The following is a 16443-nucleotide window of genomic DNA, read 5'->3' as shown; positions in this document are numbered from 1 at the left end:
TTAACCAAGATTTTCTAATAAAATATTAATAATCAACTTAAAAGCCTATATCAAGATCTAAACGAATGCGCTGACCGTTTTCTGTGTCATCGCCATAGGCATGGAGCTGCCTTACATTAAAATATCTGGCCTTGAGTTTAAAATTGGCATTTATCATATACCCCGCCATAATCTCCAGCCCTTGAAAATTAGTTAACCTGCCAGCTGGTGAATCATAAGAAGAATAGTCCCACCTGACCCAGTCATTTTGTGCCATAAAATCTACTGCAGCAAATCGCTCCAAATAGGTGTAATATAAACCAACAGTATAATCTCCTGCCTTTTTAAAGTCTCCATATAATAGCCCTAGCACCAAGCCTTCTCTCTCCTCTTTTAACATGGAGGAAATAGATTCTGCATCATCATAACTTTGTAAATTATTATAATAGTCTACTCCAATACTTACGGCAGGCTTATCACTCAACTTATAATTAGCACCTAAATGTAATATCGAATATTTAATGAGCTCACTGGCATTGCCATCTGGCACTAATGGCAAATTATGGAAGTAATAATAAGCCGGAAAGAACTTCAATCGCTTAGACATACAGGTAGTTACCAGCTGTATCCCTTCCATGTAGCCATCATCTGCAAAGGACCTTCCGGCCGAGCCTATGATAAAATGCCCAACCTTTACGTCAAAAGCAGGAAACCAAGACAATTTATTAAAATGACCTTGTAAAAATATGCCTTCAGGGTATACGTTATCACTCCAGAATAATTCGTTCTGTTTCTGAAAAGGATAAGTGTTCTTACCAATCCAGCCTGAAAACCATTTGTATTGGCCTTTAAAGTATAACTTCTCAAAACCCAAAGGCAATATTTCGAACTCTCCTCCCCCACTACCCAACGTAATATGCGGGTCTTGCTGATTGCTATAGGTACCCGTTCTTATCCTCGTACCAAAAGAAGCCCATTCATTATATTGGTAGCTGGCACCGAACCGAAGTCTGTACCTCAGCCGCGATCGGTCATCTCTATAGGAGCCGTCAGACTTGCGAGAATCCCAGTCTTGTTCTATTCTAAATCTAAAATCTGCGGTAAAAGATAATTTGGAAGCTGTTAAACTATCAATCTGTGAATAGGCAGAATGCAGCGCCATAAATAACAGTAGGAATGTAGTAGCAAATCTCATGGAATCAGGTCAGGTTAAGGTTATCCCGCGTCAATTTCCCTTCTTCTTACTGAAGTTAACGCTTATACCAACTCCCAGCAACAACTTTTTAATAATAATTCATATTAGATAATTCATAATAGATAATTCATAATAAGTTCCTCGTCTTAATAATTCCTTATATTTAATAAAAACCCTACTCTCATGAAATCACTACTTTGCCTAATCCTTTTTTTGGGGCTAAACCAACTGTTTGCCCAATCGAACCTTAAGCTTAATGATCAGAATTATTTAGAAATGCCTGGTTTGAATGTCACGGTCTTCAGTGATATTTATCCTGATGGTCATCAAACCGGAGTGACTATTATACAACATGGCGTAAGAGTCGCTGCCAATGGAGATGTTCGTTTAGAAATTTCTCCAGGCCAATGGTCTCCCATGCCTAAAGGAGGAAAGCTGACGGTTGACAAAGAAAATCAGACTCTATCTCAAAAATTATGGTATCCGGACTCTTCCAAAAACAGAACGGGCTTTAATCCTATTGACTATCCTGATTTACAGTTTACCTATAACGTAGAAGTAGAGCCTCTTAAAAACAGCTCATTCAAAGTTTCAGTCAACCTGGAAAACGCCATTCCGCAAGAATGGGTGGGTAAAATGGGATTCAATTTAGAATTATTTCCGGGAGACCTATTTGGTAAAAGCTTTATTATGGATGAGCAGTATGGCATATTTCCAGCTCAGCCTTATGGCCCTATCAAGTATATAAATGATGAAAATTTAAACACCCCTCTAGCTACTGGTCATGAACTAACCATAGCTCCTGAGAGTGATAAACAAAGAATGCTGATTACTTCCGATGCAGAACTTGAGCTGTGGGACGGCCGCTCAAATCATAACAATGGCTGGTACATAGTAAGATCCCAAATACCCGCTAATAAAACCCAAAAGGCCATTGAATGGATTATTACGCCTCATGTTATCCCTAACTGGCAATACACTCCGGTGATTCAGGTCTCTCAGGTAGGTTATACTACTGAGCAGGAGAAAATTGCTGTTATAGAAATGGATAAAGAAGACCATCAGTCTTCTAACATAAAACTATTACGCTTAGGCAAAAATGGACAGCAAGAAGTAAAATCAGTTGTACCAGAAGATTGGGGAACCTTCTTAAGGTATCAATACAAAACCTTTGATTTTACAGAGGTGAAAACTCAAGGCATGTATTTCCTTGAGTATAGAGGTAAGCAAACGCATGCCTTTAAAATTGGAGACGATGTTTATGATCGGCAGGTGTGGCAACCTACGTTGGAATATTTTCTACCTGTCCAAATGTGCCACATGAGAGTCAATGAAAAATACCGCGTGTGGCATGGGCGCTGTCACTTAGATGATGCTCTGATGGCTCCGCTAGATTCAAATCATTTTGATGGATATGTACAAGGCCCTGCTACACTTACTAAATATAAACCTTTGGAACATGTGCCTCAGCTAGACCGTGGTGGCTGGCATGATGCCGGCGATTATGACCTGCGGGTGGAATCTCAAATAGGCACCGTCTGGATGCTAGCTCTGATGATTGATGAATTTGGGCTAGACTATGATGCGACCCTTATAGATGAAGAAAAGCAATTGGTTGAAATTCATGTGCCTGACGGAGAATCTGACGCCTTACAACAAATAAAGCATGGATTGGCCAACATACTGGGAGGCTATAGGTCTATGGGTAGGCTCTACAGAGGAATTATATGCTCTGATCTGAGGCAATATGTTATGCTTGGAGATGCTGTTAACATGACAGACAATAAAGTGTATAATCAAAAAGGAAGACCCGACGACCGCCTGGTATTTACTGAAGATAATCCTGATAGAGAGCTTTATGTGGCTGCCGGATTAGCTGCTGTGGCTCGAGTCTTGAAAACTTCCGATAAAGATCTTGCTGATGAATGCCTTGAAGTAGCTTTGTCATTATATGCTTCCGCGAAGGAAAAAGCAAAAGGCATAGATAACCGCGTGCTAGCATTGTCAGAAATAATACTCACCACCAAGGATCAAAAATTCAAAGATGAGCTTATAAAAATGGCTCCCGAGATTACCGCTCGAATGGCCAACTGCGGTTGGGCTATAGGTCATGTCATCCATGCTATTGACAACAAAAAATTTAAAAACACCATGACCACAGCAGCGGCTGATTTCCAACAAGAATTAAAGAAGCAAAAAACAGAAACCCCTTTCGGTGTACCCTATAAACCGAACATTTGGGGTGCAGGCTGGGGTTTGCAACGGTTCGGTGTAGAGCAATACTTTTTCCATAAGGGCTGGCCAGAGTTTGCTCCTGCTGACCTAACCATCAATGCATTGAACTTTGTATTAGGAGTGCACCCGGGAGAAAACACCTCTTCATTTGCCTCTGGCGTTGGCTCGAAATCAGTAACTGTAGCTTATGGTGTAAATCGTGCCGAGTGGAGTTATATCCCTGGCGGGGTAGCTTCCGGAACCGCTCTCATCCGTCCTGACTTGCCAGAACTAAAAGTGTGGCCCTTCTTTTGGCAACAGACAGAATATGTAATGGGCGGTGGAGCTACTAACTATATGTTTTTGGTGTTGGCGGTTAATCATTTGCTGAAAAAATAAAATCCAGCTCCTTTTATAATTAATTTCTTTTTACCGCAGTAAAGATTTACACTAGTTACCAAGCTTCATAATGACTACATTTGCAGACTATATTTAAATAACATTGTTTTGACTACTTTCAAAGAACTAGGTGTAACGCCACAGCTCGTTAAAGGCCTTGAGGAATTAAGGATAATCACCCCCTCTCAAATACAAAATGAAGTAATACCTGTGTTACTCTCAGGAGATACTGACCTGGTAGGCCAGGCTCAAACAGGCACAGGAAAAACTGCAGCCTATGGTCTTCCGCTGCTACAAAAGGTAGATCCTACCAAAAAGGTGGTACAAGCTTTAATTCTTTGCCCTACCCGCGAACTAGGACAGCAAGTAGCCAAACAGCTTTTCAAATTCACTAAGTACACTGATAAGATATTTACAGAAGCTGTATATGGTGGAGCTCAGATAGATAAACAAATAGCAGCTCTAAAGCGACCAACACATATCATAGTGGCTACTCCCGGCCGTTTAATAGATTTGGTAAACAAAAAAGCGGTTGACCTTTCACATGTTAAAACCGTAATACTTGACGAAGCCGACGAAATGCTGAGCATGGGGTTCAAAAAAGAACTCGATCAGATTCTTGGCTTTCTTAGTAAAGTAAAAAACAAATGGTTGTTCTCTGCTACTATGCCTCATGGTATCAGACAGATTGTAAACCAGCATATGGCTGCCGATGCCCATCGTATTGAGATCAATAAAAAGGAGGTGGTGAATAAAAACATAGTTCACCAATTTGTGATTACCCAGGAAGCTGACAAGCTACAGGTAATGCTGGAATTTCTCAAAACACAAAAAGGTAATAGAGGCGTTGTATTCTGTAAAACAAAAAAGGCCACTAAAACTGTTGCTAAGCAGCTAATTGCTAAAAATGTAGCTGCAGATGCCATCCATGGAGATCTGCTGCAAAAAGAAAGAGATAAAGTAATGCGTGCCTTTAAAAATGAAAGCCTGCAATTACTCATAGCCACTGACCTTGCGGCAAGAGGTATTGATATACCAGACCTTTCATTTGTTATTCATTATGAATTACCTGACAAAGAAGAATATTACACTCACCGAAGTGGAAGAACTGCCAGAGCAGGTAACAAAGGAGTTTCATTGGCTATTGTAACTACCCCTGAAATGAAACAACTACGATACTTAGAGAAAGCACTTCACCTAAGCTTTATTCAGGTAAGATAATCACAAAAAAAGGCTGTCAATCATAGATTGACAGCCTTTTTTTAATAAATATTTGGTATAAAAGTTAGTTCTATTCTTCTTCTTAAGAAGATATCACCACCTTACTTCTTAGCATATTAAGTAGATTATACAATCCAAAATAAGTACGATTAATGTACAATCCGTGCTTATTGCCTCGCGCCGTTTTAGAGTGCCTTATTTCTTTCATGCGAGACATTCTGTCCCCCAGTTCAAAGATCTGAGAGAAGTATTCATCATCACCAAAATCAAATTCTTTAGACCTAAAAGGCTTTCCTAACAGGTCAATCAGCTCCACAAATACTTTCATGAAAAATGATCTCTCCTCAGGTGTATCTGTCTTAGCCAAAAATCCCAGGTCAAGGAAAAGCTTTTCTAAATCAAAATCTCCGTTGAGCACATCGCTACGCATCAGCTGGAAGTACTTTTCATAGAAGTCTTCAGGAATCACTTTCACACAACCGAAGTCGATAATTCCTACTTTGTTACCAGTAGTTATTATGAAATTTCCCGGATGCGGATCAGCATGTACTTGTTTAAGTTGGTGGATTTGAAAATCATAAAAATTCCATAGTGCCTGCCCTACTTTATCTCGTAACTCCTGAGAAGGTTTATGGCTTATCCAGTCTTTTAAATGATGGCCATCAAGCCAGTCCATCACTAATATCCTTGCACTAGAAAACTCAGGATAATAGTTAGGAAACACCACATTATCTAAATGCGATGAAAGCTTGGTGATCTCCTGCGAACGCTCCAGCTCTAATTTATAGTCAGTTTCTTCTATGAGCTTAGACTCCACTTCCTCAATGTACTGCTCTAGCTCTGCTCTCCCTAAATTAAACATGCGCGCGGCAATAGGCCTCACCATCTTCAAGTCAGAGCTAATAGAATCGGCCACACCAGGATATTGCACCTTTACTGCCAGCTTCTTTCCCTTAAGGGTAGCTCTATGCACCTGACCAATAGAGGCTGCATTAACCGCTGAGCGAGTAAATGAATCGAATATCTTATCAGGAGAATCTCCCAGATATTGCTGAAAAGTCTTTACTACTAAAGGATAAGATAATGGTGGAGCACTATACTGTGACATGGAAAACTTATCCTGATAAGCCGTAGGCAGCATGTTTTTATCCATACTCAGCATCTGAGCCACCTTGAGCGCACTACCTTTTAGCTCACTTAAAGACTCATAAATATCAGTAGCATTCTCAAGATGCAACTCATCATTATTCAAGTCTTTATCAAAAAGCTTTTTACTGTAATGCTTTATATAATTACCACCTACCTTCGCTCCTGTTTTAATAAACTTACTGGCCCGCTGTACCTTTGAGGTAGGTATATTAATCTGTTCTTTCATTCAATTAATTATCGTGACTGATACATAAACTTGGCAAAATCCACTATCATATCCAGTGGACCTCTTCCCATGAGTTCAAAAGACAGGTTTACTGACTTTTCTATAGCAGCATCTGTATTGGTGAAATTGGCGCTTTCATCTTTGCTCCAATACCTTAACACAAATAACAGCTGTAGCCAAAGTCCATCTTTATACCGCTCTGAAATCAATGGTCTCTTCACTATCTCTTCGCTTTCCATTCCTTCATCAACCAATTGCTGAATAAATTGTAAGTATTCTGCCTTAAAACCTTTCATAAAACCCGGAGTCAACTCTGGTGACTTCTTCAAAGATTTTAGTGAGTGCATTACAAAGCTCCTATCTTGTTTCAGCACTTCTATTAAAGTATAATAAAAGGCCAATAATTTCTCTCTTACCGTGTATTCAGGGTAAACAGAGTCTTTATGTAAGGTAGCTATTGTATCATCTATATATTTCTGCCAAATAGAGTTTTCTATGGAAGCAAAAGATCCGTAATAAAGATAAAATTCGCTTTCATTCATTTTTAAGTCCATCATAAACTTAAATACCGAAGGGGGTACTTCTCCATTAAGCAAAACATGTTTTTTATAGGCATCTTGAATTTTGCCTGCTATATCCGTTTTTGGGGCTGCTTTTTTAGTCTTTTTTGCTTTTGTTTCCATATCTTGAATAAACGCTTTATTAGTCGATTAAGTTTTGCCTCTGTAAGAACAAAATTACAAAGGCACACGTTCAGATTGACAACACCTAAATCACCTAAAACCTATGAAAAAAACGTCTGAAAACCGCAGAAATTTCATCATTAAAAGCTCTATGGCCGCCGGAGCGCTGTCTCTGGGCTCTTCCTACTTACTATCTTGCAGTGGCAAGAACAAGCCAGCCGAAAGTACAACCGAAAAAGCCCCAGCTACTAAAGAAAGCCTGGGCATAGCTCTGGTAGGCCTCGGCAGTTATGCCACCTATCAGTTAGCTCCTGCCTTGCAAAAAACAGAAAACTGTCACCTGGCAGGCATTGTAACTGGTACACCTAGCAAAGAAGAAGTCTGGATGAAAAAGTACGACATACCTAAGGCCAATGTCTACAACTATGAAAACTATGACGAAATAGCCAATAACGACGACATCGACATTATTTATGTGGTGCTACCCAATTTTATGCATGCAGAATACACCATAAGAGCAGCCAAGGCTGGCAAGCATGTTATTTGCGAAAAGCCTATGGCTATTTCCGTAGAAGAGTGCGAACAAATGATAGCGGCCTGCAAAGAAAACGATGTACACCTCTCTATTGGCTATAGACTTCATTTTGATCCTTACAACTTAAAGGTGAGTGAACTGGGACAAAAAGAAGTGTATGGTAAAGTAAAAAAGATAACTGGTGCCCATAGCTTTAAGCTAAATGATCCACATGCCTGGAGGGCCAAGCAAGATCTTGCCGGCGGGGGTCCGCTAATGGATATTGGTATTTATGTATTGCAAGGGGCCTTATATACTATGGGCAAAAATCCTATAGAAGTGTCTGCTAAGTATGGAGAAGTGACCAGGCCAGATATATTCAAGGACGTAGAGCAGTCTATTGACTTTACTCTAAAATTTCCTGGCGGAGCCACCGCTGATGCTACTACCAGTTATTATGATTCTGGCAACTTCCTTAGGGCTGAAGCCGAAAAAGGCTGGTGGGAGCTAAAGCCAGCATACTCCTACTCTGGCATAAAAGGAGAAACCAGTGATGAAAAGCTTACCTACCCGCCCATCAACCAGCAGGCCTTACAAATGGATGACTTTGCCAAGTGCGTAATGAATAACGAAAAGTCAAAAGTACCTGGTGAGATGGGATTACGAGATATGAAGATAATTACATCTATCTATGAATCAGCTGATAAGAAAGAACCGGTAAAATTAGTTTGGTAGTTATTCAAACGGTTTTATGGAATATGGTGTCTTAATACATCATACTATTAAACAACGAATAACAACTTATGAAAAGAACAACATTAATCGTAGCAATGCTACTTATCGGGATATCAGCTTTTGCTCAGCAAATGGTAAACAATAATGGCCCACTTGTTAAAAAAATAGAAGTTAGAGGAAGTGCCGAAATGGAGATTATTCCTGATGAGATTTTTATTAGAATAGCTTTAAAAGAATATAAAGATGGCTCTAAAAAGGTAGAGATGAATAAGCTGGAGGCCGAACTGGTAAAAGCAGTAAAAAGCCTTGGTCTACCACAGGAAAGTCTGCAAGTAGATAATATTTATGGCTATAACTGGGATCCTCGTAAAAAGCGTAGTGATGATTTTATGGCCACAAAAAGCTTCAGGCTAAAAGTGAGCAATGTAAAAATGATCAATGACCTTGTAGCGAAATTAGACTCTGAAGGGGTTAACAGCATGGGCGTAGATGAAGTATCTCACTCAAAAATAGAAGAATATCGTAAAGAGCTTAAAATTAAGGCCTTGAAAATGGCTAAGGAAAAAGCTGAATTTCTTTTAACAGGTATAGATGAAGAAATAGGCTCAGCTCTTGAAATTGAAGAGATTGATTACAATGCGCCTACCCCTATGAGAATGTCTAATGTGGCTATGATGAAATCAGAATCAGCTAGCATGGATTACCAGAGTGAACTTGATTTTAAAAACATCACTATTAGGTCTGAAATGCGAGCTGTGTTTGAAATAAAATAGGACTATTTTATTAATTCACTGTTCTAAAAATTGATTTTGTCATTTTTTTTAGTTATCTATTAAGCAGTGTGTAACTAAAAAACAGACTTTATGCTAAAACAAAACAGAGAAAAAACAGGATATCAGGAAAAATTAGAAATGGCAGTTGAAAAAGTAGAAAATCTTGGTTTTGATAACATCAGAGCAGATTTACCAGAATTTGATACGCCAGCAAAACTTGTTAATCAGAACAACAATGACGTATTTATTCCTGATATCACTGCAAAAAGCAAATCTGGAAAAAAAGCATACTTTGAACTGTCAAAAAAAGTGAAAGACACACAAAAGCTAGTCAATAAATGGAAGTTACTATCCACTATGGCTACTATTAAAGAAGGTGCCTTTCAAATATTTGTGCCGCATGGATCTATGAAGTTCACTAAAGATCTGGTGACTAAATACAATATAGCGGCAGAACTAATAAAAATATAAGTCCACTTAGATACTTACGCATGGAAGAGGCTGCCGCAATCAGCCTCTTTTTTTTATTTAAGCCTTAATCTGGCATAATTATCCCCCAACTGTAGAATTCTTTCCCTACAAAAAAAGGGCATTTCCCCTATTAAAGGTACATAAGCCATTAGGCACAGCAGTTGTATATAGGTGAAACAAGTGTATTTGAAGCACTTCTATAAAGACTAACTAAGAAAACTTGTACCACTATGAATACTGAATTATTAAAAAGATTATCTGAATGTTCTATCGCTTGTGATAACTGTGCTGATGCTTGCTTGGGAGAAGAAAATGTAAAAGCTATGATTAGATGCATCAGAACTGACAGAGACTGCGCGGCTATTTGCTCTCTAACTGCCGCTTATGTTTCAGGTAATTCTGAATATACTGAGGCTGCGCTTCAACTATGCAAAGACGTATGTAATGATTGTGCAAAAGAATGTGCTAAGCATGACCATGACCACTGTAAGATATGTGCTAACGCCTGTAAAGCCTGTGCTGAAATCTGCGAAGAATATTTGAACGCAGTGGCTGCGTAAAACTATGAGTAACTCATCCAAAGGAGGCAACCTGGGTTTTGCCTCTGTATGGTCTCTTACTGCCGGAGGAATGGTAGGCGGTGGTATCTACACCGCCTTAGGCGTGGTAGTAGCAGTAGCAATGCAATGGTCTTGGCTGAGTTTTGCTATAGCAGGTATAATAGCTATTACATCTGCATATAGCTATGTAAAATTAGCCAATAAGTTTGAAGAAAGCGGTGGCGCTTTTGAGTATTTGCGAGATATTAACCTTAATGGAATAGCTGGGAGCCTTTCCTGGCTACTAGTAGTTGGCTATGTCTTAACCATAGCTCTCTATGCATTTGCTTTCGGACATTATATTTCATTTGCCTTTGACGCCGGTCCTTGGCTAACAAGAGTCCTTGCTATTGGCATAGTAGCACTTATGATCTTCCTAAACCTTATGGGGGCAGGTAAGTTAGCTATAGTAGAAATAATAATTGTTTGGGCTAACCTCATTGCACTTTTAATCCTGGCTATTTACGGACTCTCTCAGTGGGATTCTTTGCAACTTATGGCTGGTGCTGAGCCTAAAAGTATTTGGAGTGCACCCATTGGTGCAGCAGCCATTTTCGTGTCATATGAAGGCTTTCAATTGCTTACCTATGAATATGATGAAATCAAAAAACCTAAAAAAAGATTATTCCCTGCAGTAATGTCAGGAGTATTGTTTGTAGTAATCATTTACATTATGGTAGCTCTTGGAGCGGTTATGCTAGCCGGAGCACTTACCACTATAGATGAAAAGCAAGTAGCGCTAGCCGTTGCTGCTAAAGAAGGACTAGGCATGCCTGGCTTTATAATGATTATTGTTGCTGCTGGTTTGGCCACTGCTGCTGCTATCAACTCCACTTTATTTTCTACCGCTAAGTTAACAGCTCGGGTAGCCAAGGATGGTGAAATGCCGTACTTCTTTGAGCACAAAAATGATAATGATGTACCCGACCGATCAGTGATTGTAATAGGAGTACTTGCTGCTTTACTTGCGATTTTAGGATCTTTATCCACTCTGGTAGAAGCTGCGTCTTTAGTTTTCCTTTTCACATTTCTCTCCGTTAACTATATAGCCCTGAAAAAATTTAATTCACGCAAATGGATTCCCATGACTGGCCTTATAGTGGGCGGAATTGTTTTAATTATTCTTACAGCCAGGCTAGCTATCATTAACCCTGTAAGCTTAGCTTTATTAGGGGGTTTAGGGGTTATTATCATATTTGGCAGGCCAGCCATATTAGCCAAAATCAATAAGTCCGATAATTATGAGAAAGAGTAGCTTAATTGTAATAGTAATAGCCTTATTGGCTTCTTTTTCATTCCATTCTGCCTCAGCAAAACAGAAAGATGCTCATTTTAGGCTCGTTAATTTTATAGAAGCACCTGAGGCAAAACTCACAATAACTAATCTGAAAAATGGAGAGCAAGTTGTATTTACTATTGACTATGGAAAGTCTATGAAATACGTTAATCTCTCACCAGATCATTACCAATTTTCAATTCTTATAGAGAATGAAAAAGTTCTGGAGCAAGAATTTGTAATAGGTGCTAATGGTTTTTACACCCTAGTATTAGCAGGCATGCTAACTGATGATATTCAAACCAATGAATATACTACCATTTTTAAATTGAAGAAGCTTTTTGGAGGAGAAACCAAAGATGACAACAACTTTATGCCTCAATGGTATATGTTAAGAGACAACTACGACGGTAGCACAAAAGCTCCTTATGTCCGTTTTGTTAATGTTAGCCCCTCTTCTACTCCACTATCTGTGCAAGAACAAAATTCAAAATTATTTAAGAAGGTACTCTACCCTCATAACACTGACATGAAAAAGATAACTGGTGGAAGCCATAGATACGAGATAAAAAAAGGGGATATAACGGTATCTGAAATTGAACTAAAAACTACTGCAGGGTATGTTTACACCATATTTACAGGCCCCAATATGAATGATGCCAGAGAAATGAAAACTATAGTACTTGAAAATAAGTCGAAAGCACTTATGATGCAGAAGAATTAGTCTCAATACTATAAAGACACATTAACCATAACAATTTGGTACTTTATCAATTGTATATATAAATGATTAGTAAGAGCATTAAGCATTAGCTCTTTTATATTTTAATAAAACAAAATATAATTATGTCAGGATTTTTAGAAAAATGGGGAGAATCAGCATATACCACTTTAGGCTTTTTCTGGTCAGCACTATGGGCTTTTGCTTTAGGCTACATTGTTAGTAGTATGATCCAGGTCTTTGTTACGCAAGACCGCATGAAAAAATCTATGGGCGGAGCCGGAGCCAAAGAAGTAGGTCTGGCCACATTTTTCGGTTTCATATCTAGCTCCTGTAGCTTTGCTGCGCTGGCCACCACCAAGTCATTATTCAAAAAAGGTGCAGGATTTATACCCTCTATCGCCTTTTTACTGGCCTCCACCAACCTGGTGATAGAGCTAGGAATAGTAATAAGTATTTTCCTTACCTGGCAATTTGTGGTGGGTGAATATGTGGGAGGTCTATTACTCATACTCATCTCCTGGGTTTTCATAAAACTGACTAAACCTCAAAAGCTTATTAAGAAAGTCAGAGAAAAATTCAGCAATGAAGAGGAAGGCCATCAAATGGATTCACCTGACTGGCGCAAAGAGATCAAAAGCTTTAAAGGCTGGCATAAAGTAGGGATGCAGTACATCATGGAATGGAAAATGGTATGGAAAGATGTTACCATCGGTTTTACCATAGCCGGAATAATAGCCGCTTTTGTTCCTAAAAGCTTCTACCAAACACTATTTATAGGTACTGGAAACGGTGGAGCCGATAGCCTCTCCTTTGTGCAAGTATTAGAGCATGTATTAGTTGGTCCGGTTGCCGCATTTACCACCTTCATAGGATCTATGGGTAATATACCGTTGGCGTCATTGCTGTATTCTAATGGTGTGAGCTTTGCCGGAGTAATGGCTTTTATTTTCAGTGATTTGGTAGTATTCCCGGTATTAAGAATTAATGCCAAATATTATGGTTGGAAAATGGCCCTTTACATTTTATTAACCCTCTTTGTAGCCTTAATAGGCTCTTCACTCTTATTACATTATGGTTTCAGCTTTTTAGATATACTGCCTGAAACGCAGAGTGGACAAGGAATGCAAGATCAGGAGCACTTCAAAATCAATTACACTTTCTTTCTAAATATTGCCTTTTTAGCTATCTCTGGACTATTAATTTGGTTCAAAAGTAAAAAGCCCAAAGATGGAGGACATCACCACGGACACGCCATGGCAGATAAAGGAAAACTAGAAAGTATATTGAAAGTGTTAGCAATAATAGCTTATATCTGGCTTCTGGGAGGGATAATAATTAAATATGCCCTCCTGTAATGGAAGCGCTAAATACTTTATCTGAAATGCCATAAAAGAACATGGCCGACCGGTGTGATATCACTTCTACCTGAATAAGCCGGTGTTTATCATTAAAACAAGCTTCAACTAAGAAATTCTCAAGCTTATACAGCTTGAGGAGCTTCTCAAAATGATGACATTCTTTTAAGAAAACACCATTTGTCAGAATTATCTCATACCTCTCATCAAAAGTAAAGCCATCGAACATCTCCTTAGTCACCATGATATCAATATAGTAATTAATCATCTGTATATCAATTTTCTTATATTATAATCTGATTAATCTTTCTGTACCTAAAACATAATTTCTTAATTTTCCACCACAATTGATTCATCACTTTCTGAGTATCTTTAACACCTCATGAGAAACCCTCTATTATTATTGCTGCTCTGTGGTTTATCCCTTACTACATATGCTCAAAAGCAGCCAGAAAAAAGACTAATAATAGAGCCTACATTCAGCGCAGGAGCTGGCTGGTGGGTTTATGACAAAAGTGATATTCAGCAGTGGGATCGCTCACACTATATCGCTAATCTTGATTTTGGCTTCAATGCACTGTACTGTATAACTAATACCTGGAATGTGGGAGCAGGTGTAAACTACAGCAGTTTAGGTGAACACGAGCTTATCGCCTATAATGACAATGCCGTGAGAAATAAATATGCCATAAGCGATGAACATATTACTTTCAGATCAGCCTTCATTACTACAGAGTTTTTCCTTATTAAAAGCCCTAATTATAAACTTGGTCCTTCTGTAGCCTACGGATGGTTTGATACTTCTGCCACCTATATAGGCCATGAAAATGATGACAGCAAAACGTACCTTAAAATAGGAGCATCTAATCAGTTTGGCTTGGGTAAAAACACCTCTCTGCACTTGCAGCTTCAATATGTAGCCATGACTATTAAGCCTGAAGAGGAGAACACTAAGCATTTAATTCGTAATCTTTCACTTTTATTAGGCCTCCGCTTTCATGCATTGTAAACCAATAAAAAGCATATTATTACTAATAAGCTTAAGCCTTATTTCCTCTTGGGCTTACGGCCAGGCAGAAGAGAAAAAGGAGATAGATGTTAATTTTTTGTTTAACTACTACTCACAAGACGGTGACCATGCCGCTGTAACCGGAGGCACCGGAACCCAAGACTTGCAAGACAGAGCCACTGAAATAGACATCAATATACCGCTAGATTCAATCAGTGCCATATTCTTCTACACACATCTTAACGTCTATACTTCGGCCTCTACAGATAATATCGATAGCCGCATGTCATCAGCCAGCAGAGAGGATGTCCGTGCCTCTGCAGAGGTAGGCTACACTAAAGACTATAATGATCGCCACACTTACTCAATCAGTGCTGGCGGGTCTACCGAAACAGATTACCTTTCTACTTATATAAAAGGCGGTTGGTCTATCGGTTCTGATGATGATAACCGCGAACTGGGGCTTAATGCAAGCGCTTACTTTGACACTTGGCTGCCTATTTTTCCCGAAGAAATCAGAGGTACCAATAATGCTATTATCACTACCAATAAGAGAAATTCATATGCCCTATCTGCCGTGTATTCTCAGGTAATCAATAAAAAACTGCAGGCTTCACTCCTTTTTGACCTGGTTTATCAAAAAGGCTTATTGTCTACTCCTTTTCATCGTGTTTACTTTGTTGATGAAGACCTACCCAAAATAGAAAAACTGCCCGATAGCCGCTGGAAATACCCACTTGGCCTCAGACTTAACTATTATATTAACGATTACTTTATAGGCCGATTTTTTTACCGCTACTATGCTGATGATTTTGGTATTGCAGCGCATACCGCTGATATAGAACTCCCCATTTCAATAACGCCGTACCTAACCATCAGCCCTTTTTATCGATTTCATACTCAGACCAAAGCTGATTTTTTCGCTGCCTATCAGCAACATTCCATTGATCAGGAATATTACACTTCAGACTATGATCTCTCTGGCTTCAATAGCCATAAGCTTGGCCTGGGTATTTACTATTCTCCTCTTTATGGAATTGGAAGAATGAAACTGAGTAAAAATAAGCTATCAATCCTTAAAGGCATAGCAATAAGAGCCGCCAATTATAGGCGTAGCGACGGGCTTGAAGCCTTCCTTATAAGCCTGAACTGTGATATTAGCATTTTAGCTAATAAACGAAACTAAACACTTCTATTTCAATTATTTAAATTCTCCAAAAAAGCACATTTCTCCTTTATTGACTCAACATTACCACCTCCTAATTCGTTATAAAACTGTGAGTTTGACTATAAAAAAGGAGGAAATATGAAGAAATGGAATATATTAGGAATAGGATTAATCTCATTATGGCTTACCGGTTGTACAGCCGTTTCCACTGCAGTAAACACAGACTATGATAGAGATGCTGACTTTAGTAATTACCAAACTTTCTATTGGTCTGATAACTTTCAAAACGAAAACGGAGACAAGAATAATGAGCCTCTGTTTTATAATACATTGATTAAAAAAAGGCTAAAAAAATCAATAGAAGAAGAAATGACAGGAAGAGGCTATACCCTCTCCAGTGAAAACCCGGACTTACTGATCAACCCTCAGGTAATAGTGGAGCAGAAGATCACCAGTAAAAACTATAATCCCTACCCCTACTATGGCTATTACTCATGGGGTAATAATGTAGAAACTTCTAATACCAAGCAAGGAAGTATAGTAATAGACATTATTGACCGCAGCAAAAGACAGCTGGTATGGCAGGGCTATGCTTCAGGTATTTTAAACCCGCAAACTGAAAACAAGCAGACTGAAATACGAGAAGGTGTTTCCATGATATTTGGAAAATACCCTTACCGTGCAGGAGAAGGTCAGATGACCAGCATGGCGAAGTAAAATTTCAACTATCAGTAAAAGAAAGGCCGTTCAAAT

General features: G+C 38.9%; 16 protein-coding genes. 12 read left to right on the top strand and 4 right to left on the bottom strand.

Features of this window, described 5'->3' with window-relative positions; all coding sequences use genetic code 11:
• Window positions 1-37 precede the first annotated feature (37 nt).
• The gene (locus LVD15_RS19575) at window positions 38-1174 is read right to left on the bottom strand and encodes a putative porin (RefSeq protein ID WP_233776899.1); all 1137 of its coding nucleotides are present in this window, start codon (window positions 1172-1174) and stop codon (window positions 38-40) included.
• 183 nt (window positions 1175-1357) lie between these two features.
• Between LVD15_RS19575 and LVD15_RS19570 the strand changes: the two genes are divergently transcribed.
• A complete protein-coding gene (locus LVD15_RS19570) occupies window positions 1358-3787 on the top strand; it encodes a glycoside hydrolase family 9 protein (RefSeq protein WP_233776898.1) in 2430 nt (809 codons plus the stop codon).
• A 108-nt stretch (window positions 3788-3895) separates the two neighbouring features.
• Window positions 3896-5008 (top strand): DEAD/DEAH box helicase, encoded by a 1113-nt coding sequence (locus tag LVD15_RS19565; RefSeq protein WP_233776897.1) that lies wholly within the window; start codon window positions 3896-3898, stop codon window positions 5006-5008.
• An 82-nt stretch (window positions 5009-5090) separates the two neighbouring features.
• Here the strand turns inward: LVD15_RS19565 and LVD15_RS19560 are convergent, their stop codons facing one another.
• Window positions 5091-6383 carry an ABC1 kinase family protein gene (locus LVD15_RS19560; RefSeq protein WP_233776896.1) on the bottom strand — a complete coding sequence of 431 codons (1293 nt, stop codon included), beginning with the start codon at window positions 6381-6383 and terminating at the stop codon, window positions 5091-5093.
• Window positions 6384-6391: 8 nt separating this feature from the next.
• Window positions 6392-7066 carry a TetR family transcriptional regulator C-terminal domain-containing protein gene (locus LVD15_RS19555; RefSeq protein ID WP_233776895.1) on the bottom strand — a complete coding sequence of 225 codons (675 nt, stop codon included), beginning with the start codon at window positions 7064-7066 and terminating at the stop codon, window positions 6392-6394.
• A gap of 103 nt (window positions 7067-7169) precedes the next feature.
• Here LVD15_RS19555 and LVD15_RS19550 point away from each other — a divergent pair, with 103 nt between their 5' ends.
• The 7 genes from LVD15_RS19550 (at window position 7170) to LVD15_RS19520 (ending at window position 13513) form a co-directional block, all read left to right on the top strand.
• Complete coding sequence (locus LVD15_RS19550) at window positions 7170-8315, top strand: Gfo/Idh/MocA family protein (RefSeq protein WP_233776894.1); 1146 nt, start codon at window positions 7170-7172, stop codon at window positions 8313-8315.
• Window positions 8316-8383: 68 nt separating this feature from the next.
• Window positions 8384-9088 (top strand): SIMPL domain-containing protein, encoded by a 705-nt coding sequence (locus LVD15_RS19545; protein ID WP_233776893.1) that lies wholly within the window; start codon window positions 8384-8386, stop codon window positions 9086-9088.
• A 90-nt stretch (window positions 9089-9178) separates the two neighbouring features.
• Window positions 9179-9559 (top strand): hypothetical protein, encoded by a 381-nt coding sequence (locus LVD15_RS19540; RefSeq protein WP_233776892.1) that lies wholly within the window; start codon window positions 9179-9181, stop codon window positions 9557-9559.
• A gap of 230 nt (window positions 9560-9789) precedes the next feature.
• Window positions 9790-10119, top strand: coding sequence for a four-helix bundle copper-binding protein (locus LVD15_RS19535; RefSeq protein ID WP_233776891.1), 330 nt, complete (start codon window positions 9790-9792; stop codon window positions 10117-10119).
• Window positions 10120-10123: 4 nt separating this feature from the next.
• Window positions 10124-11413 (top strand): APC family permease, encoded by a 1290-nt coding sequence (locus tag LVD15_RS19530; protein WP_233776890.1) that lies wholly within the window; start codon window positions 10124-10126, stop codon window positions 11411-11413.
• Entirely contained in the window at window positions 11400-12158 is a 759-nt protein-coding gene (locus LVD15_RS19525) for a DUF4397 domain-containing protein (RefSeq protein WP_233776889.1), read from the top strand. The genes LVD15_RS19530 and LVD15_RS19525 overlap by 14 nt, the downstream gene beginning before the upstream one ends.
• Before the next feature lie 122 nt (window positions 12159-12280).
• Complete coding sequence (locus tag LVD15_RS19520) at window positions 12281-13513, top strand: permease (RefSeq protein ID WP_233776888.1); 1233 nt, start codon at window positions 12281-12283, stop codon at window positions 13511-13513.
• On the opposite strand, the gene LVD15_RS19515 is transcribed toward LVD15_RS19520, so the two are convergent.
• A complete protein-coding gene (locus LVD15_RS19515; protein WP_233776887.1) occupies window positions 13494-13781 on the bottom strand; it encodes a hypothetical protein in 288 nt (95 codons plus the stop codon). The two genes, LVD15_RS19520 and LVD15_RS19515, sit on opposite strands and share 20 nt — an antisense overlap.
• 114 nt (window positions 13782-13895) lie before the next feature.
• On the opposite strand from LVD15_RS19515, the gene LVD15_RS19510 reads away from it, so the two are divergent.
• The 3 genes from LVD15_RS19510 (at window position 13896) to LVD15_RS19500 (ending at window position 16407) form a co-directional block, all read left to right on the top strand.
• Window positions 13896-14522: a hypothetical protein gene (locus LVD15_RS19510; RefSeq protein WP_233776886.1), complete on the top strand. Its 627-nt coding sequence runs from the start codon at window positions 13896-13898 to the stop codon at window positions 14520-14522.
• Window positions 14512-15708, top strand: a complete 1197-nt coding sequence (locus tag LVD15_RS19505; RefSeq protein WP_233776885.1) for a DUF3570 domain-containing protein — start codon at window positions 14512-14514, stop codon at window positions 15706-15708. The genes LVD15_RS19510 and LVD15_RS19505 overlap by 11 nt, the downstream gene beginning before the upstream one ends.
• 120 nt (window positions 15709-15828) lie before the next feature.
• Window positions 15829-16407: a DUF4136 domain-containing protein gene (locus LVD15_RS19500; RefSeq protein ID WP_233776884.1), complete on the top strand. Its 579-nt coding sequence runs from the start codon at window positions 15829-15831 to the stop codon at window positions 16405-16407.
• The last annotated feature ends 36 nt before the right edge of the window (window positions 16408-16443 follow it).

It is taken from the genome of Fulvivirga maritima (assembly GCF_021389955.1).
Taxonomy (GTDB): domain Bacteria; phylum Bacteroidota; class Bacteroidia; order Cytophagales; family Cyclobacteriaceae; genus Fulvivirga; species Fulvivirga maritima.
Note: the sequence above shows the minus strand (reverse complement) of the source record. Positions and strands in the feature narration are given on the sequence as shown.